This window comes from Providencia zhijiangensis (genome assembly GCF_030315915.2).
Lineage (GTDB): Bacteria > Pseudomonadota > Gammaproteobacteria > Enterobacterales > Enterobacteriaceae > Providencia > Providencia zhijiangensis.
This window is the reverse complement of record NZ_CP135990.1, coordinates 3,374,320-3,389,669: the sequence shown is the minus strand read 5'-3', so window position 1 is coordinate 3,389,669 and position 15,350 is coordinate 3,374,320. Positions and strand designations below refer to the sequence as shown.

Annotated in this window: 9 protein-coding genes and 1 pseudogene; 4 read left to right on the top strand and 6 right to left on the bottom strand. The window is 45.6% G+C overall.

The features are described from left to right. Positions 1-168 precede the first annotated feature (168 nt). The 6 genes and pseudogenes from glgP to QS795_RS15430 form a co-directional block, all read right to left on the bottom strand. Positions 169-2,613, bottom strand: a complete 2,445-nt coding sequence (glgP, locus tag QS795_RS15455) for a glycogen/starch/alpha-glucan family phosphorylase (RefSeq protein WP_318626610.1) — start codon at positions 2,611-2,613, stop codon at positions 169-171. Then, complete coding sequence (gene glgA / locus QS795_RS15450; protein ID WP_286269570.1) at positions 2,606-4,093, bottom strand: glycogen synthase GlgA; 1,488 nt, start codon at positions 4,091-4,093, stop codon at positions 2,606-2,608. The genes glgP and glgA overlap by 8 nt, the downstream gene beginning before the upstream one ends. An 11-nt stretch (positions 4,094-4,104) precedes the next feature. Then, the gene (glgC, locus tag QS795_RS15445) at positions 4,105-5,415 is read right to left on the bottom strand and encodes a glucose-1-phosphate adenylyltransferase (RefSeq protein WP_286269572.1); all 1,311 of its coding nucleotides are present in this window, start codon (positions 5,413-5,415) and stop codon (positions 4,105-4,107) included. 9 nt (positions 5,416-5,424) lie between these two features. After that, complete coding sequence (gene glgX / locus QS795_RS15440) at positions 5,425-7,356, bottom strand: glycogen debranching protein GlgX (RefSeq protein ID WP_318626608.1); 1,932 nt, start codon at positions 7,354-7,356, stop codon at positions 5,425-5,427. Beyond that, positions 7,353-9,341: pseudogene (gene glgB, locus QS795_RS15435) on the bottom strand (1,4-alpha-glucan branching protein GlgB); the annotation flags it as partial. The pseudogene glgB and the gene glgX, both read right to left, overlap by 4 nt. A gap of 302 nt (positions 9,342-9,643) precedes the next feature. Further along, positions 9,644-11,332: a glycoside hydrolase family 13 protein gene (locus QS795_RS15430; protein ID WP_286269575.1), complete on the bottom strand. Its 1,689-nt coding sequence runs from the start codon at positions 11,330-11,332 to the stop codon at positions 9,644-9,646. Between the two features lie 204 nt (positions 11,333-11,536). Here QS795_RS15430 and QS795_RS15425 point away from each other — a divergent pair, with 204 nt between their 5' ends. The 4 genes from QS795_RS15425 to QS795_RS15410 are packed head-to-tail and all read left to right on the top strand — an operon-like array spanning position 11,537 to position 15,225. Next, complete coding sequence (locus tag QS795_RS15425) at positions 11,537-12,532, top strand: siderophore ABC transporter substrate-binding protein (RefSeq protein WP_286269576.1); 996 nt, start codon at positions 11,537-11,539, stop codon at positions 12,530-12,532. 3 nt (positions 12,533-12,535) lie between these two features. Continuing rightward, positions 12,536-13,498, top strand: a complete 963-nt coding sequence (locus QS795_RS15420; protein WP_036949213.1) for an ABC transporter permease — start codon at positions 12,536-12,538, stop codon at positions 13,496-13,498. Next, positions 13,485-14,468 carry an iron chelate uptake ABC transporter family permease subunit gene (locus tag QS795_RS15415; protein WP_286269579.1) on the top strand — a complete coding sequence of 328 codons (984 nt, stop codon included), beginning with the start codon at positions 13,485-13,487 and terminating at the stop codon, positions 14,466-14,468. Before QS795_RS15420 ends, QS795_RS15415 begins: the two co-directional genes overlap by 14 nt. Position 14,469: 1 nt before the next feature. Continuing rightward, on the top strand, positions 14,470-15,225 hold the full coding sequence (locus QS795_RS15410; protein WP_272522677.1) for an iron ABC transporter ATP-binding protein: 756 nt from the start codon (positions 14,470-14,472) through the stop codon (positions 15,223-15,225). Positions 15,226-15,350: the final 125 nt, after the last annotated feature.

The following is a 15,350-nucleotide window of genomic DNA, read 5'->3' as shown; positions in this document are numbered from 1 at the left end:
GAAAACATAATTAAGTATATTTTCAATATAAAAATAAAATTATCGAATGATAAAACTGCAAAAATACCCATATACAGCGTATTGATGCATTTTATTGATCTTCAAAGTTTTAAACCTGATAAGAGTATTTGCGTTAAATCTTTGGGCTGTTTAATCATATTTTTTATTTCACTGAGTGGGTTTCATTCGCCATATCTTTTCAACATATTCATTTATGGTTCTATCGGAAGAGAAATAGCCCATATTAGCAATATTATTGAGGGTTTTTTGCGTCCATAACGTTGGGTTTTGGTATAGCTTATCGACGGCATCTTGGGCTTGAACGTAAGAGTGGTAATCGGCAAGCAATTGATAATGGTCTCCAAAATTAATCAGAGAATCATAAAGCGAGTAATAGCGGTTAGGGTCATCAGGGCTGAAAATGCCCGAAACGAGGGAATTGAGGACATTGTGCAGATCTTCATGATCTTGGTAAATCTTTCGTGGGTCATAGCCTTGTGTGCGAATCGCGTTAACTTGCTCGGCGGTATGCCCAAAGATAAACATATTGTCTTCGCCAACATGTTCGCGAATTTCAATATTAGCACCGTCTAATGTGCCGATGGTCAATGCGCCATTGAGGGCAAATTTCATATTACCTGTTCCAGAAGCTTCAGTTCCTGCAAGGGATATCTGCTCAGATAAGTCGGTGGCGGGAATGATTAACTCCGCTAAGCTCACGCTGTAATTCGGAATAAAAATCACTTTTAAGCGGTTTTTAATTCGGGCGTCATGGTTAATCACGTTAGCGACATCATTGATAAGTCGGATAATCATTTTGGCGTTAACGTAGGATGAGGCGGCTTTTCCTGAAAAAATCACCACGCGCGGAACCCAATTTTTTTCGGGAAGTTGCAAGATACGCTGGTAGCGTCCAATGACTTGCAAGATATTGAGTAATTGGCGTTTATATTCATGAATACGTTTAATTTGTACATCGAACATAGCGTGAGGGTCGACGATGATATTGACGCTTTTAGCGATATAGTCGGCGAGAGCAACTTTGTTTTCTAATTTGCAGGTTTTTAACCGCTCAATAAATAGAGGAAAATCGGTGCGTTGCTGTAGGCGCGAAAGCTCTGTGAGATCTTCCCGCCAACTTTCACCGATGGTTTCATCAATCAAGCTTGCCAGGGGTTTATTGCACAACGCCAGCCAGCGGCGTGGGGTAATGCCATTGGTGATATTGCTAAAACGCTTAGGAAATACTTTGGCAAAATCAGCGAAAATTTCTTGAGTCATGAGCTCAGAATGCAGCTTTGACACACCATTTATTTGGTAGCTACCCACGACGGCAAGCCATGCCATGCGAACATAGCGTCCATGGGATTCATCAATCAGAGATAGGCGGGTTAAAAGTTCTGGGTTATTGGGGTAACGCTGTTTGATCTCAGTGAGAAAGTGGTCGTTTATTTCAAAGATAATTTGTAGATGGCGAGGGAGCAATCGCCCGAGAAGGTCCACAGACCATCGTTCTAATGCTTCTCCCATCAGAGTGTGATTGGTGTAGGAAAAGATTCTTTCACTCATTTGCCATGCGGCTTCCCACTCATATTCGTGTTCATCTATCAGCAAGCGCATCAGTTCAGGAATCGCTAAAACGGGGTGGGTATCATTTAGATGGATTGCCACTTTATCGGCAAGATTACTTAACGTGCCGTGGACTCGGTAATGAACATCGAGGATATTCTGCAAGGTTGCTGATACAAGAAAATACTCTTGCCCAAGACGCAAAATTTTCCCTGATTCCGTAGAGTCATTGGGGTAGAGCACGCGAGAGACATTCTCAGAGAAATTTTTATCTTCAACGGCGGCCGAGTATTCCCCTTGGTTAAATTTGTTGATGTTCATTTCATTAGTGGCATGGGCTGACCACAGGCGCAGAGTGTTGGTGGCGTCGCAACCATAGCCCATCACGATTTGGTCATAGGCGCGAGCAAGCACTTCTTCAGTTTCCACCCAACGAACGATTTTGCCCTCTTGCTGAAGGCGACCAGCAAAACGGATCTTATAGCTAAGGTTATAGCGTGGAAACTCCCATGCATTGCCATATTGTAGCCAGCGGTCTGTGGACTCAACTTGTTGACCATCAATAATATTTTGTTGGAACATGCCATATTCGTAGCGAATACCAAACCCAACGGAAGGGATTTTTAAGGTGGCGAGGGAATCTAAAAAGCAGGCGGCAAGACGCCCTAAACCGCCATTGCCTAAACCGGGGTCATCCTCTTCTTCTAAAATAGCACTTAGTTCAAAGCCCATTTTTTTCAAAGCATCAGCTACATCTTCATACATGCCTAAATTTAATAAAGTATTGGAAAGGGTGCGGCCAATTAGAAACTCCATTGAAAGATAGGCAACCGCACGATCCGATTGAGATAGAGAACGGCGAATGGCGCGTAGCCAACGGTCAACGGTTAAGTCGCGGATGGCGTAGGAGATGGCATTTAGCCAGTCATGTTGCGTGGCAATTATTGGATCTTTGCCGACCATAAATTTTAATTTGGTCTGGATGGAATCGACTAACGCATCGACTCGCTGTTGACGATTTTGGATAGTAAATGGGTTATTCATGTTCATATCCTCCAGCCATTGGGGTTATTAAGTTTTGGTATAGCGCAAGGTATTTTCTGGCGGAAGCCTGCCAGCTAAAATCCATCTGCATACCTTGGCGGCGTACGCGTTTCCAGCGAGTCGGTTCATTCCACAGAGCGAAAACGCGACGCACAGCATCATTGAGTTCGGTGGCTTTTCCATGGTGGGAGCGATAACCGTGATAGTCATGAAAGACAAAACCGGTTGCCGTGCGATCTGCCAAATTTTCGAGGGAGCAATCGGTGACAGTATCGGCTAGCCCGCCTGTGTGGCGAACCAGTGGGAGAGTGCCATATTTCAGACCATAAAGTTGGGTTAGCCCACAAGGTTCGTAGCGGCTAGGCACCACAATCACATCAGCGGCAGCAATCAATTTATGGGCGTGGGGTTCGTCATAACCAATCAGTACCGAAACCTGTTTTGGGTATTGGTAGGCGAGTTGCTCAAAGGCTTGCTGCAAATCGGCATCGCCGCTGCCTAAAACCGACAGTTGCCCGCCTCGGTGCAGTAAATCTGGGATCACTTCTAGCAAGAGGTCTAACCCCTTTTGTGTACTGAGGCGGCTGACAACGCCGAAAAGTGGCACTTTATCGGTGACATTAAGTTTGTTTTCTCGTTGGTGGGTCATTTTACTGATGGCTTTGCCAAGCATATTTTGGCGGCCGTAATTATGGGGGATCAACGGGTCAAGTTGTGGATCCCAAACTTGGTAATCCACGCCGTTTAAGATCCCCAAAATATCCTCTTGAGATTGGCGCAGCTTAAGTAAATTGGCGAGCTCATAACCGTATTCAGGAGTGGTAACTTCTTTGGCATAAGTGGGACTGACAAAGGTGATTTTATTGGCGTAGAACAGCCCCGCTTTGAGGTAGGAAATTTGCCCATAAAATTCTAAGCCTTCGGGGGAATAAAATCCGTTAGGCAGCTGCAACTCAGGAAAATGGATTGCCGAAAATAGCCCTTGGTAAGCCAGATTATGAACGGTAAATACGCAAGGAACAGGGTAATTTTTGGCGGCGAGATAGGCGGCGCATAGTCCCGCATGCCAGTCGTGGGCGTGAATAATGTCGGGTCGCCAATCGGCATCAAAACCGCAGGCAAGTTCGCTGCTTATCCAGCCTAATAAAGCAAAGCGCAGATAGTTGTCCCTGTATTCTTGTTGATTATTGTCGTGGTAGGGGCTGCCTGTACGCTGATAGAGATGCGGGGCGTCAATTAAATAGAGGCCGACACCATCATAATGGCCAAAACGTAGAGTGATGGGGCCTGCAAATGTATCGATATGGTGGCCAACCAAGGTGTGGTGAACGGCATCCAGTAGCGCTGGAAAACCGGGTAATACGATACGGACATCCGCCCCTTCAGCGATTTGAGCTTGGGGTAATGCGCCGAGCACATCCGCTAAACCGCCTGTTTTGATAAGGGGAAATAGTTCTGAGCCAGCATGAAGTATGCGCATCTGAGTCTCCTTTAAGCGGCAAGTTTATCGAGCATTGTTTGAGTGACAAGGACGACGCCACCTTCAGAACGGTAGAAATGTTGGGCATCCCATTGTGGATCTTCACCAATAACTAGCTTGTTGGGTAACACACAGCCGCTATCAATAATGCAGCGTTGTAAGCGGCAGGCGTATCCAATAGAGACATCGGGGAGGATCACGCAGGCATCGAGTTGGCTGTGAGCATTCACACGGACATTTTGGAAAATGACGGAGTTAGCGATTTTGGCGTCTTCGACGATGGAGCCTGCATTAATCAATGTGTTGGTAATTTGGGGAGATTGCAGCGACTCACCTTGAATAAACCGAGCTGGTGCCAATGGGGAGTGCCCCGTCCGAATCGACCAATGGGGATCATACATGTCCAGATCGGGCTTCGCTGAAACTAAGTCAATATTGGCATTCCAGTAAGCATCAATGGTACCTACGTCGCGCCAGTAGGGTAATGCACCCATATTAAAATCAGAATAGACGCAGGAGCGGCTAAACGGATGCGCCCAAGCCTTGCCTTGCTGTACCGCCTTAGGGATTAAGTTTTTACCAAAATCATGTTGTGTATTCTGCTGTTGCTGCTCTTCAGCGAGTAATTGGTAGAGGTATTGGGCATCAAAAACGTAAACGCCCATACTGGCTAATGTGGCATAAGGCTTCCCCGGCATCGATGGGGGAAATTGAGGTTTTTCAATAAAATTAATGATTTGTTCGTCATCGTTAATGTCCATAATGCCAAATTCAGAGGCTTGGCTACAAGGCACTTCAATACAGGCCACTGTGCATTGGCTCCCTTTTTCCACATGGTCGAGCAACATGCGGGAATAATCCATTTTGTAGATATGATCCCCAGCTAACACAATGATGTATTTGGCTTGATATTGGCTAATAACATCGAGATTTTGAAAGATGGCATCGGCGGTACCTTGGTACCAATCTTCGGTATTCTGTTTTTGTTGAGCAGGGAATATTTCAATAAACTCATTGGTTTTCCCGTTTAGAAATGACCAACTGTGCTGAATATGTTGGATTAAGTGATGGGAATAGTATTGGGTCAGTATACCGACGCGATAAATTCCTGAATTAATACAGTTAGATAAGGTGAAATCAATGATTCGAAATTTCCCGCCAAAGTGGAGCGAAGGTTTTGGCTGCTTCTGAGTCAGGGCCTTGAGACGAGAACCTTTACCACCCGCCAAAATAAGCGCAACCGTATTGCTCGGAAGTTCTTTGGCTAATAGCTGCCTCGAAATGGGATCTGGGTAGGCATAAAAAGGTGTTTTCTCTGACATATCAATTCCTTAATGATCACTTGGCGAAAAATCGTGGCGCTGCATGACCACGAAGGTTTTTGGGGGAATAGGGCTAAGCAAGTGGAAATGAAAAGGCGGGACAGGGTGCCAATTCCCCTCGGGAAGCGTGAGCGAATGGGGCTGCTCAGTGAAATTAATCAGTAATAGCCATTGATCAGAAAGTAACACTTGCATGGGGCATGATTGCTGCCACTGTTCAAGGGGGGTGGGGGAGCCTTGGGCATTTAGCCACTCAACGGTTTTATTGGGTGGCAGTGAATGCCACCATTGCCCCGACGTCAGTGCAGGGATCTGCTGGCGCAATGCGGCGAGTTGTGCGGTAAATTCCATAAGCGAGTGATCGGCTTCCTGCCAGTTAAGCCAGCTTATCGGGTTATCTTGGCAATAAGCGTTATTATTCCCTTGTTGGCTATGCCCTAATTCATCTCCTGCACGTAGCATCGGAGTGCCTAATGACAAGAACAGCAAACTTAATAAATGACGCTGGCTCTTTTGGCGTTCCCGCGCTATTTTCTCGGGGGCATTTAACCCTTCAAAACCATGATTATGACTGTTGTTGTGGTTGGTGCCATCTTGGTTATTTTCACCATTGGCATGGTTATGCTTGTGATTAAAACTGACCAAATCTCGCAGGGTAAAGCCATCGTGGGCGGTGATGTGGTTAATTGAAACAAAACTAGGACGATCATTCTGTAAAAAGCAGTCCCGCGAGCCTGCAAGGCGACTTGCCAAGGTACCGATAGGAATATCTTGATACAAAACAGCACGACGGCAATCATTGCGAAATTGGTCATTCCATTCGGCAAAAGGCGGTGGAAATTGCCCCAGTTGGTAACCGTTGTTGGCGAGATCCCAAGGTTCGGCAATCAACTTAAGCTGCCCAAGAATGGGGTCTTGGCTGATAGCCTTAAGCAGTGGAGCATGGGAATTAAATTCCGGCGTTCTCCCCAATATCGTGGATAAATCAAAGCGAAAGCCATCAACATGGCATTCAATTGCCCAAAAATGCAGGCAGTCCAGCACCCATTGGCTTACGGTGGGGTGGAACAATTTCAATGTATTGCCGCAGCCCGCCCAATCTGCATATTCGCCATTTTCACTTAACCAGTAATAGGTGGGGTTATCTAACCCTCTAAACGATAAGCAAGGCCCAGAGCGGTCTAATTCGGCCGTGTGGTTAAACACAATATCGAGGATAACTTCAATGCCAGCACGATGCAGGGCTTTGACCATATCGCGAAACTCACGCAGTGGCGTAGAGCCTGCTTGCCCAGACCAATGCTGAGGCTCAATCGCAAACGGTGCCAGCGTGTTATAGCCCCAATAATTAGTGAGATTTTTAGCCTGTAATCGCGGTTCATCCAGATGAAATTGCACAGGGAGCAGCTCCAGTGCCGTTACACCAAGTCGCGTTAAATGCTGGACTATGCAAGGGTGTGCGAGAGCCGCATAGCTACCACGCAGGGCTAGTGGAATGTCAGGGTGTAGCATGGTAAGCCCCCGAACATGGGCTTCATAAATCACGGTTTTTGACCATGGAGTATGAAGAGGCGTATCCCCTTGCCAGTCATACGGGTCATGGCTGACGACGGAGTAAGGATGCTGTTTACCACTGAGTTCGCGGCTGTAAGGGTCAATCAGTAAGTGGGCTTCATCAAAAAATAATCCTGCTTGCGGTTCCCATTTCCCGCTGGCGCGATAACCATAATGCAGACCCGCTTTTTCCCCCATTAAATAACCATGCCAAATATGGTTATCCCCCCGATAGAGCGAGTAACGAGTTTCATCACCGAGTGAGTCCAACACGCACAGGTCAATGTGTTCTGCATGTTCGCTATAGACCGCAAAATTGACGCCGTGTTCGTCCATGTGGCTGCCAAGGGGGGAAGCGTGACCTTGCCGAAAATTAAAATGTGTCATTCGGTGCCTCCCGTTTCCAAATCCGCCCGTTTCAAATACAGGGTAGCCAAAGGGGGAAGCGTAATATTTAGGGAGTGATTTTTACCGTGAGCCGCTATTTGCTGGGTGGATATTGCCCCCTGATTGCCCACATTACTGCCACGATAATAGTGAGAATCGGTATTGATAATTTCTTGGTAGCAAGCCGATTGGTGAACGCCAATGCGGTAGTTTTCGCGGGGAACGGGGGTGAAGTTGGTGACCACCAGAATTTCATGATTGTTAGCATCGCGCCGTACAAAGGCGAATACTGAATTTTGATGGTCATCAACGACCAACCATTCGAAGCCTTGTGGGGAGTCGTCGAGCTGGTACAGAGGTGGATGCTGCTGATAACAGTGATTTAAATCGCGTACAAGGTGCTGTACACCGGTATGCCAGCCATCATATTCAGGGTTCAGTAAATGCCAATCTAGCCCCGTGTCGTGATCCCACTCTCGCCCTTGGGCGAATTCTCCTCCCATAAACAACAATTTTTTACCGGGATGACCCCACATAAATCCATAATAAGCTCGTAAATTGGCAAATTTTTGCCATGTATCGCCCGACATTTTGCTGAGAAGTGACCCTTTGCCATGTACCACTTCATCGTGGGAAAGAGGTAAAACGAAGTGTTCTTTGTGGGCGTAAAACATACCAAAGGTCATTTGTTGGTGATGATATTGACGGTAAATCGGGTCAAGGGACATATAGCGCAGAGTGTCATGCATCCAGCCTAAATCCCATTTGAAATCAAAATCTAAACCGTGATTTTCAACCGAGCCTGTGACATTGGGAAAGGCGGTTGACTCTTCGGCTATCATTAACGCATGGGGGCAGTTCTGTTTAACAATTTGGTTGGTATAACGTAGAAAATCGAGAGCTTCGAGGTTCTCTTTGCCACCCCATTTGTTGGGTACCCATTCTCCTTCTTCGCGGCTGTAATCGCGGTAGATCATTGAGCTAACCGCATCGACACGCAGCCCATCGACACCAAAACGCTCTAGCCAATAGAGGGCATTGCCTGCCAAAAAGTTAGCCACTTCATAGCGGCTGTAGTTATAAATCAAGGTATGCCAGTTTTGGTGGACGCCTTCGCGCGGATCCGCATATTCATACAGCGCGGTACCATCAAATTGGATTAACCCATATTCATCATTGGGAAAATGGGCAGGTACCCAATCGAGGATCACTTTAAGGTGATGCTGGTGGGCGGTTTGAATCAAGTAGAGAAAATCCTCAACGCCACCAAAACGGTAGGTTGGGGAATAGAGTCCGATAGGTTGGTAGCCCCAAGAGCCATCAAACGGGTGTTCGCTGATGGGCAGCAGCTCCAGATGGGTAAACCCCATTTCCGCCACATAAGGAATAAGTTGCTCCGCCAGTTGTCGGTAGCTTAGCCAGCCATTGTTGTGCGGGTGACGGCGCCAAGAGCCTAAATGCACTTCGTAAATTGAGATTGGCGCGGAAAGTGGCGAATTTGCGCTGGCGGAGTGCAGTGGAGTTTGTTTGTCTGGCAAGGCCGTTATCACTGATTCTACATGGGGAAATAGCACACTTTTCAGTGCGTAAGGGTCGGCTTTGACCCGTATATAGCCTCGGTTATCTTGTAATTCATATTTATACGCTTGCCCAATTTTTGCATCAGGAATAAACCGTTCCCAAATACCCACCTCATGGCGCAATGTCATTGGGTGAATACGCCCATCCCACTGATTAAATTCGCCAACAACTGAGACCCGTTGAGCATTGGGCGCCCATAAAGAAAAAATTACCCCATCAACACCGTCGAAGTTGACGGGGTGGGCACCAAGACATTCATAGGGACGTAGATGGGTGCCTTCTGCCAGTAGCCAGCCATCTATGTCACGAATGAGAGTGCCAAAGCCATCAGTGTGCTTTTTAATTGCTTGGGTTTCTGCGGAAGATATTTCAGCAGAACGACGCCCTGAAGTTATTTGAGAAATAACTTCGCGATTATTAGTTGGCAAATAAATAACCTCAAGAAAAGTGAAATGAGCAATTTAAACTTTACTTAAATTATTTAATTTGTATTTGATAGGCTTCACATATTTAGCTTTAAAAGTTGTTAAATTCGTTATTTAACAATGAGTTGATTTGTTTTTGAATAGTATTATTAAGTTATCAATTAATAATACTCAACGTAATTAAATGCTTAATTTAATAACTATCACCCGATTATGATTGATATCGAAATATCGGGTGATTATTTATCTTTATTTACACCTATTCAGGGTGATTTGTTTAATTATTCACTTTTCTCTACTTCAAAAATTATTGATTGATAAGGCTGTAGGATAATTTGCTGCTTGTCGTTATGGGTATTGTCATTATGGGCATTTGCGATATTGCTTAAATGCACTTGGCGATAATGTTGGTGAATAGCCTGCGGTTTATCGCTGAAATTACAGTAAATATCGATGGCGCGTGAGCCTAATGTTCGGCGATAAGCAATAACAGGTTCAGGGGCGCTGATTTCTGAGAATTCGCCTTCAACCAAGATATCGCTAATTGGCGAATGGCGGCGCAGGGTAATTAATTGCTGGTAAAACGCGAAAAGTGAATCGGGTTGCTGCTGTTGAGTCGTTGCATTGATCTCGCGGTAATTGGGATTAACCTTCAACCATGGGATGCCTGTGGTAAATCCGCCATGATGTTGGTTATTCCATTGAAATGGTGTTCGTGCATTGTCGCGGCTGCGTTGGGTAAAATAGTTCATCATGGTGGTGTGAGAGTATCCGTGCGTTTGACCCCATAGGTAGAGTTTAAAGAGATGCAGATCGTGGTGCTCGTTGAGCGTCATTGGGCAGTTCGTCATGCCAATTTCTTGTCCTTGATAAATAAATGGCGTGCCGCGCTGAGTCAGTAAGAACATCGCCAACATTTTCTCGGTGACAGGGGAGATGGCGCCTTTCGGTAAGAATTTGTTCAGTGAGCGCGGTTGGTCATGATTTTCTAAATAAGGCGCGCCCCAACCAACTTGCTGGGTTGTGAGCTGGCTTTTTAGAAAAACAGGTTTCAAACGTTCACCAGTGATTGGAGCAATGGAAAACGGGGGCTGCTTGGCAATGTCGAGATCCGCAATACTGAAGTCGAACACCATAGAGAATGAGCCGTCCTCACCAATATAATTCGCAAGATCTTGCGGTGGAACATCGATTTCAGCCACCGTCATTGAGTTCGCAGGGTGGAAGGTTTGGCTCGCAAGCTCCTTTAAAAATTCATGGATGCCCGGTTGGTTAACCACCCAAGGGACTAAAAACGCAGTGCCATCTTCCCGATCAGGAGGGAATTGGTAAGGCGAGAGGGCTTCAGGGGATTTTTTTATATTGCCGATGGCATCAATGCGGAATCCTGCAACCCCTTTAGCTATCCAACGATTGATCATTTGGATAATTTCTTGGCGCAATTGTGGATTTTCCCAATTAAGATCAGGTTGCTCGGGGCCGAAAGAGTTGAAGTACCAGCGATTGCTATCGGGAACTCGAGTCCAGACTGGGCAGTCAAAATAGGTACGTAAATTGTTCGGTGGAGTGGGTTTATCCCATTCAATAAATTGGTAATAGTCGGCGTAAGGGCTGTTTGGGTCGGCAAGGGCAGCTTCGAACCAAGGGTGCTGGTTTGAGCTGTGATTAAGCACCAAGTCCAGCAGAATTTTAATGCCACGCTGCGAAGCTTGGCTGATTAAAATATCAAGGTCATCATTGCTGCCAAAAACCGGATCCACGCTGTCATAGTTGGCAATGTCATAGCCATTATCTTTCATCGGTGATTCAAAAATTGGACATAACCAAATCACGTTTACGCCTAAAGATTGGATATAGTCTAGCTTGGCGGTGATACCAGCAAGATCGCCAATACCGTCGCCATTATGGTCATAGAAGCTTTTGGGGTAGATTTGATATACCACCGCGGATTTCCACCAGGCTTGAGCCATTTGTTTTCTCCCTAATCAAAATAAGATGTGAGTAAGTTGCTTTAAATATAGGTAATGTGTGTTTTTGTGCGATGTATCATTATTTTGCGAAATGCAAATGCAAACTAATATCATTAGCGCTATGTTTCATGTAAGATGACCGCCATCTTCGGGTCATGAATGACGTGACTAACGATAATCACATTGAAAGGTGGAGGAATTTAGATGTTCGCAAAATCATTAGTTTCAGGGTTTGCCCTATTATCCGTTGTTGCGTTAGCGGGTTGTGATGACGCTAAGCAAACGCAAACAGCAGCGCCAACGACCGAGCAGCCAGCAGCAGAAAAACCAGCTGAAAAACAAACGATTGTCGTTGAACATGCTCAAGGTAAAACTGAAATTCCTAGCCATCCACAACGTGCGTTTGTGATGAACATGGAAACCTTAGACATCATCGATGCGCTGGGTATTCCGGTGATTGGTGTTCCACAAACTAACGCCCATTTTCCACAGTTTTTAGAGAAATATAGCACCTCAGAATATGTTAATGGCGGGAGCTTATTTGAGCCGGCTTATGAAACTATCAGCAGTGCAAAACCTGATGTGATTTTAGGTGGTAGCCGTGCTCGCGACGCTTATGACAAATTAAGTGGTATCGCACCAACGATTTCTCTGGATATTGATAACAAACGTTTTATTGATAGCTTGATGGAGCGTACTGCGCTGTTAGGTTCTTTATTTGGTAAAGAAGAACAAGCGAATAAACTCGTTTCTGACTTCAAAAACAAAATTAATGATATCAAAGGCAAAACCCCTGAAGCGGGCAAGGCGATGGTAATTTTAGTGAGCGGCGGTAAAATTTCTGCTTACGGTCCAGGTTCCCGTTTTGGCTTTATCTTTGATGTATTAGGTTTCGAACCGGCTTATGTCTTCACTGAAGATACTGGCCGTCACGGTAATATCGTGAACTCAGAACTGTTATTAAAACTGAACCCAGACTGGTTATTTGTTATCGACCGTGATGGTGCGATTGGTGCGAAAGATGCACAACCTGCGGCAGATGTGTTAGACAATGCATTAGTTAGAAAAACCTCTGCATGGGAAAAAGGCCAAGTGGCTTATTTAGATTCTTCAGCGGTTTATATCGCTGGTGGTATCCAAACTTATTCCAAATTAATGGATGATGTAAACAAAGCTTTAGAGAAGAAAAAAACGAATTAATCAATGAAAACGCTTTATCTCTCTTTTGGTATTCTCGCGTTATTGGTATTAGCGGTATTAAGCTTGTTTATTGGAGCGGGTGACGTGTCACCCGTTTCGCTTTTCACCGACCCCGAGATGCAAGATATCTTTTTCGTGAGCCGTATCCCTCGCACCGCCGCCCTGATCCTCGCAGGAAGCGCCATGAGCGTCGCGGGGCTGATTATGCAGCTACTCACCCAAAACCGTTTCATCGAACCTTCCCTTGCGGGTACCACGCAATCAGCGAGCCTTGGTTTACTGTTCGTGATGATCCTGTATCCAACAGCTTCTATCATGACCAAAATGGTGGTAGCGAGCGGATTTGCACTGCTAGGCACCGCACTGTTTATGCTGATTTTGCGCCGGATCATTTTGAAGTCCGCCCTGATAGTGCCGTTAGTCGGTATCATGCTAGGGGCCGTGATCAGCGCGCTTACCATTTTTACTGCTTACTATTTCGACCTGCTTCAATCCCTAGGTGCTTGGATGAGCGGCGATTTCTCCAGTATTTTACAAGGTCGCTATGAGCTGCTTTGGCTGGTGGGTGGCTTAACACTGGCTGCCTGCTTAATTGCCGATAGCTTTACAGTGGCAGGGATGGGGCGTGAGTTTTCCGTTAACGTCGGTTTGAATTACCAGAAAGTGATGACCATCGGGTTATCTATTATCGCCTTAATCAGCGGTGTGGTCGTGGTCGTTGTCGGTGCGTTGCCATTCTTAGGATTGATTGTCCCGAACCTGATTAGCTTGATGATGGGGGACAATATTCGTAAAACTATCCCGTGGATTTGTTTGGCAGGCGGCGGCTTAGTGCTGCTGTGTGACATTATTGGTCGCCTAATTCGCTATCCGTTTGAAATTCCTGCGAGTGTGATTTTAGGTGTCGTCGGCGCGGTTATTTTCCTTTATCTCTTGTTAAAGCATCAGCGTTATGGAAAAAGTTAATTCATTAAGTTTGCCAGTGAAAAGAATGTTCACGCCAATCCAGCGCATCGGTTTGTTGGCTGCGCTGTCAGTGCTGTCGATCATTTTATACATGACCATTAATTTGGGCAGTAATCTTGCGTATATCCTGCCCCATCGTGGTTATATCGTTCTGACAATGATCATTGTGGCGTTTGGTTCTGGGGTGTCGACGGTTCTGTTTCAAACTATCGCCAATAACAAAATCCTGACGCCATCCATTATGGGGTTAGAGGCATTGTTCATCCTGCTGCAAACTATCTTTGTGTTTTATACCGATAGTTTTCCCGCATCATGGCTATTGAATATTGGTAAATTTTTGCTGGAATCCTCCCTGCTGGTGATTTTCTCTGTGCTGCTGTACCGCTGGCTGTTTATCTCCGTAAAAATGAATATCAACTTAGTGTTGATGGTGGGGATTATCCTCGGAACCTTGTTTCGCAGTGTGGCGACCTTATTGCAAAGATTGATGGATCCGAATGAGTTTTCCATTTTGCAAAGCCGGATGTTCGCGACTTTTACCAAAGGAACGCCGGAGCTGATTCTGTTCACGTTGGTGATCACCGTGATTGTGGGCATTCTGCTTTGGCGTATGCGTTACTGCTTTGACGTGCTCGCACTGGGACAAGCTAATGCGGTGAACTTAGGGATTAACTACCGTCAGCAAGTCACCGTAATCTTATTACTGATTTCTGTCTTAGTGGCAATTTCCACGGCGCTGGTGGGCCCGCTAACGTTCCTCGGCTTGATGGTGGCTAACTTGGCGTATTACATCGCAGGAAGCAGTCAGCATCGCTATTTATTACCTGTTTCTTTCCTACTCGGTGTGATTGCATTAGTGGGCGGGCAGTTAGTTCTTGAATATGGATTGAATAAAGCGGGTACCTTGTCTGTAGTACTCGAGTTTGTCGGTGGAATATTCTTTATTTATATGGTGTTAAGAAGGTTTTAGTATGATTGAAATTCATCAGATATCGAAAAGTTATCAAGATACTAAGGTCTTAGATAACGTTACAGCCAATATTAAAAATAGCGGTGTCACTTCAATCATCGGTCCAAATGGTGCAGGGAAATCAACGCTGTTGTCGATTATTGGTCGCTTACTATCGGCTGATCACGGTTATGTCAAAGTGAATAACTTGGATGTCTCGACCACACCAAGCGACCAACTCGCTACCTGCTTATCGGTACTTCGCCAAGAAAACCAATTTGCTAGCCGCTTAACGGTGGAAGAGCTGGTTGGTTTCGGGCGTTATCCTTATACCAAAGGGCGCTTAACACTGGATGATAAACAGAAAATCGACGAGTCTCTGGCATTTTTGAACTTAACAGAATTTCGTCATCGTTATCTTGATGAGCTTTCAGGTGGCCAGCGACAGCGCGCGTATGTGGCGATGGTGCTATGCCAAGATACCGAATATGTGCTGCTGGATGAACCACTGAATAACTTGGATATGAAGCACGCGGTGATCATGATGAAATTACTGCGCCGTGCGGCGGATGAGCTAGGTAAAACCATCATTCTGGTGATCCACGATATTAACTTTGCTTCAGTGTATTCAGACTATATCGTGGCGCTGCGAAATGGGCGTTTGTCTTACCACGGCGAGCCTCAAGAGATCATGAAATCCGAGATTTTAGAGGAAATTTTCGATACGCCGCTGGAAGTCAAAGAACTGGATGGACAACGTATCGCGCTGTATTACTGATTTTTATTAGAATAAAATAAGGCGATTAAAGATTTCGTTACGCGACAAATTGTTGCAAAAGGTGTTTTTTTGAACTAGCATTGGTGACAAATGAGACTTTCTGTCTTGTGGTTAATCTTTTGTGA

What these genes read in the sequence shown, in the direction of transcription:
- glgP (WP_318626610.1), bottom strand. Translation starts at nt 2,613, where the DNA reads ATGAATAACCCATTTACTATCCAAAATCGTCAACAGCGAGTCGATGCG.
- glgA (WP_286269570.1), bottom strand. Translation starts at nt 4,093, where the DNA reads ATGCGCATACTTCATGCTGGCTCAGAACTATTTCCCCTTATCAAAACA.
- glgC (WP_286269572.1), bottom strand. Translation starts at nt 5,415, where the DNA reads ATGTCAGAGAAAACACCTTTTTATGCCTACCCAGATCCCATTTCGAGG.
- glgX (WP_318626608.1), bottom strand. Translation starts at nt 7,356, where the DNA reads ATGACACATTTTAATTTTCGGCAAGGTCACGCTTCCCCCCTTGGCAGC.
- QS795_RS15430 (WP_286269575.1), bottom strand. Translation starts at nt 11,332, where the DNA reads ATGGCTCAAGCCTGGTGGAAATCCGCGGTGGTATATCAAATCTACCCC.
- QS795_RS15425 (WP_286269576.1), top strand. Translation starts at nt 11,537, where the DNA reads ATGTTCGCAAAATCATTAGTTTCAGGGTTTGCCCTATTATCCGTTGTT.
- QS795_RS15420 (WP_036949213.1), top strand. Translation starts at nt 12,536, where the DNA reads ATGAAAACGCTTTATCTCTCTTTTGGTATTCTCGCGTTATTGGTATTA.
- QS795_RS15415 (WP_286269579.1), top strand. Translation starts at nt 13,485, where the DNA reads ATGGAAAAAGTTAATTCATTAAGTTTGCCAGTGAAAAGAATGTTCACG.
- QS795_RS15410 (WP_272522677.1), top strand. Translation starts at nt 14,470, where the DNA reads ATGATTGAAATTCATCAGATATCGAAAAGTTATCAAGATACTAAGGTC.